This window comes from Granulicella sp. L60 (genome assembly GCF_009765825.1).
GTDB lineage: Bacteria > Acidobacteriota > Terriglobia > Terriglobales > Acidobacteriaceae > Edaphobacter.
In genome coordinates this window covers 1,337-5,622 of the sequence record NZ_LMUR01000014.1, presented here as the reverse complement: position 1 = coordinate 5,622, position 4,286 = coordinate 1,337, and the positions used below count along the sequence as shown (strand labels likewise).

At 56.1% G+C, this 4,286-nt stretch carries 1 protein-coding gene; it reads left to right on the top strand.

The genetic code is table 11. From position 1 onward, the window contains the following. The coding region (locus tag GSQ82_RS24695; RefSeq protein WP_216847038.1) for a non-ribosomal peptide synthetase at nucleotides 1-4,286 on the top strand (4,286 nt) is incomplete at both ends.

The window sequence follows — 4,286 nt, the reverse complement described above, 5'->3', positions numbered from 1 at the left end:
GGAGTAAAGCCGGACGATCGTGTGGCGATCTGTGTGGAGCGCGGCTTCGAGATGATCGTTGGGTTACTGGCTGTTCTCAAGGCAGGCGGTGCCTATGTGCCGCTCGATCCCTCCTACCCGGTGGAGCGACTCCGCTTCATGTTGGAGGACTCCGGGCCGGTCGCGCTGCTCACGCAAAGCCACCTGCAGACCCTATTCACGAAACTTCCTGCCGGAATATCCGTAGTCGATCTGAACGATCTAGGCGCTCCCTGGCACAACAGATCGCAGGTCAATACACCTCCGGCTGCCATCGGACTCAACTCGGACCATCTGGCCTACGTAATCTACACCTCGGGCTCTACCGGGCACCCCAAGGGCGTTGCTATTAGACACAAGAATACGGTCAACTTTATCTGGTGGGCACAACTGTCTTTTGCCCATGATGTCTTGCAACGTACGCTCTTCTCCACTTCGCTTAATTTTGACTTGGCAGTATTTGAGTGTTTTGTACCGATTGCAGTTGGAGCCACGGTTAGGATTTTGCCGAACGCACTAGACTTGGTTCGCACATCTATAGACGTAACCATCATTAATACGGTGCCCTCGGCAATGAGCGCACTTATCGAAGCAAAGGGAGTCTCTCGTACAGTTCGCATGGTCAATCTAGCTGGCGAGCCGCTGAAGCGTCAACTGGCTGAACGCATCTTTGCCACAACCGCGGTAAATACAGTTTGCAATCTATTTGGGCCATCGGAAACTACGACTTACTCGACATGGGTGGCGATGAGACGCAATGAAACTTTTGTTTCTCATATTGGCCGTCCGATTGCGAACACACGGGTTTACATACTGGATGGACATGGGGAGCCCATACCAGTTGGAGTAGTAGGCGAGATGTACATTGGCGGGGCTGGTGTAGCGCGGGGCTATCTGAACCGTCCGGAGCTGACGGCGGAACGGTTCCTTGCCGATCCGTTCTCAACCGAAGCTGAAGCGCGAATGTACCGTACGGGGGACCTCGGGCGGTGGCTGGCGGACGGCAACATCGAGTTTCTGGGCCGCAACGACTTCCAGGTGAAGATCCGGGGTTACCGCATCGAGCTGGGGGAGATCGAGGCACGATTGGCCGAACACCCATATGTGCGCGAGGCGGTGGTGATCGCGCGCGAGGACACGGTCGGCGATAAGCGTTTGGTAGCCTATCTAGTACCTAACCTGGAGTCCGTTCAGCACGTCCATTCTGAAATTCTGGAAGAGAACACGGAGCAGTGGCGGACACTTTACGAAGAAACCTATTCCGAGTCCTCCACGGCTGACAACGATACTCCTAATCTAGCGGGCTGGAACAGCAGTTATACAAGGCAGCCAATCCCGATAGCGGCTATGCAGGAACACATAGCATTCACGATTGAGAGGCTTCTTGCCTTTAAACCACGTCGCGTATTGGAGATCGGCTGCGGCACTGGTCTATTGTTACTTGAAATTGCCCCCCATTGTGAACGGTATGTAGGCATTGATTTCTCCCGCACAGTAATCCAGACACTTCAAGAGAAGGTAAAGAGACGGAATCTTAATCATGTCGAATTGTATGCGTGTTTAGCAGATCAATTGGACGGCCTTGCTCTTGCAGACTTCGACCTTGTAATCCTCAACTCTATCGTGCAGTACTTTCCCAATATTGAATATCTTGTAAAGGTGCTCGATAAGGCTATGAGTGTGGTCAGCAATGGTGGTGTAATTCAGGTAGGTGATGTACGCAATCTTGCCTTGCTTGAGGCCTACCATCTATCCGTGCAAAACTTCCAATCTCGCGATCCGCTGCCGGTTGACACATTTGTGAAGCAGGTGCAAGATCGCGTCTTGAACGAGAAGGAATTGCTGGTCAGTCCATCCTTCTTCGCTGCACTCAAGAACCGCTATCCGAGGCTGGGTCATGTTGTCACCCAACTCCGGCGTGGTCGTAATCGCAATGAGTTGACGAGCTTTCGTTACGATGCATTTCTTCATTTCGACGTTACTGTTCGACAAGAGAAAGCAACAGAAGTTGATTGGCTCTCAGACCGCTGTAGTCTAGCAACTCTCGAGCAACTGTTACGCGATGAGCAACCTGATAACTTGCGCATCTTACACGTACCCAACTCTCGCGTCGCTGAAGATGTAATGGGCTGCCATGTCCTTGGCTCTGTAGCAACGCAAACTGTGGCGACCTTTCGCGATAAGGTTCAGGCGGCCTTATCCGAGAATGCTATTGACCCGGAAAATTTATGGGTTCTGGGGGAGGAAACCGGCTATGAAGCTGAAATAAGCTGGTCGACGAAATCCGGGAAAGAGGCCTATTGCGACGTATTGTTTAGACGCAAACCTATTTCCTATGAACCCTTGCTACAATCCTGCCTTTCCGATCCGGTTAGCTTCATCTCATTTGCAGCCTACGGTAATAATCCGCTAAAGAGTAAGCTTGTTGGCACTGCAGTCTCACAAATACGAGCTGCTTTGAAGGGGCAATTACCCGAGTACATGGTCCCTGCGGCTTACGTGCCCTTGCAATCGTTACCACTGACGCCCAATGGCAAACTGGACCGCAAGGCCTTGCCCGCGCCAGACAGAGATCGGGAAAATTATTTCTCCTGCGGCTACGAGCCGCCCGACGGAGAGACGGAGACGAGACTGGCCGGGATCTGGGCCGAGGTTCTTAATCTAGATAAGATCGGCCGGCACGACAACTTCTTCTCTCTGGGCGGCCACTCCTTGCTGGCGGTGACCCTGATCGAGCGCATGCGCCGTGTTGACTTCAAGGTAGATGTCCGAACGTTGTTCGTCACCCCCACGCTGTCGGAACTGGCCGCTTCCGTGGATGTCCGTTCGGTTGCTGTCGAAGTACCTCCCAACCTTATTCCTTCTGATTGCCGAGCCATCACGCCTCAAATGCTGCCGTTGGTGGAGTTAACACAGGATGCGGTCGAACAGATCGCCAACGCGGTACCGGGTGGTGCGGCCAATGTGCAGGACATCTACCCGCTGGCGCCGTTGCAGGAGGGGATTCTCTTTCATCATCTGATGGGCGAGGAGGGCGATCCGTATCTGTCCGCCGCACAGTTCAGCTTCGACAACCGTGCACGGCTGGGCACCTATATAGCCGCCTTGCAGGCGGTGGTGGACCGGCACGACATTCTGCGTACCGCGGTGATCTGGGAAGGTCTCTCCGAGCCGGTGCAGGTGGTGTGGCGCCAGGGACTGCTTCATGTTGAGGAGGTCGCACTCGATCCCGTGGCGGGCGACGTTGCTGAACAACTCTATGCACGTTTCGATCCCAGACATTTTCGCATCGACGTGCGCGAAGCGCCTTTGCTGCGGCTCTATATCGCTTTTGACAGTGCCAATGATCGCTGGCTGATGCTGCAACTGCTTCATCACTTGGTGGGCGACCACACGACGCTGGAGGTGATGGAGTCCGAAGTGTGGGCGCATCTGCTCGGCCGGGAAGCTTCCTTGCCGGTGCCGCTTCCGTTCCGCAATCTGGTGGCGCAGGCGAGGTTGGGAGTGAGTCCGGAGGAGCATGAGGCGTTCTTCCGAGGGATGCTGGGGGATGTGGATGAGCCCACGGCGCCCTTTGGGCTGCTGGATGTGCGTGGCGACGGGAGTGAGATCGAGGAGGCGCGCCTGGCACTAGGTGGCGATCTGGCCCGGCGTCTGCGCGCTCAGGCGCGACGGCTGGGAGTGAGCGCGGCCAGTCTATGCCATCTAGCCTGGGCGCGGGTGCTCAGCAATATCTCCGAGCGGCAGGATGTGGTTTTCGGCACAGTGCTGTTCGGACGCATGCAGGGCGGCGAGGGTGCCGACCGGGTTATGGGCCTGTTCATTAATACATTGCCGGTTCGCATCCAGATCGGAGCGGAAGGTGTGGAAGCTGCGGTGCGGCGTACCCATGCCCTGCTTGCGGATCTGCTGCGTCATGAGCATGCCTCGCTGGCTCTGGCGCAGCGGTGCAGCGCGGTTCTGGCCCCGGCGCCTCTGTTCTCGGCACTGCTCAACTACCGCCATAGTCCCGACGCAGTGCCCTCGGAAGAGGCTCTGCTGGCCAGAGAAGGGATGAAATGGCTTCGCAGGGAGGAGCGCACCAATTATCCCTTCACCCTTTCGGTCGATGATCTGGGCGAAGGCTTTTCACTTGGTGCCCAGACGCCGCTCTCGGTGGGGCCGATGCGGATGTGCGAGTACATGCAGACGGCGCTTGAGTCGCTGGCCGAGGCGCTGGAGATATCTCCGGCCACCTCAGTACGCGCTCTTGACGTGCTGCCCAAAGC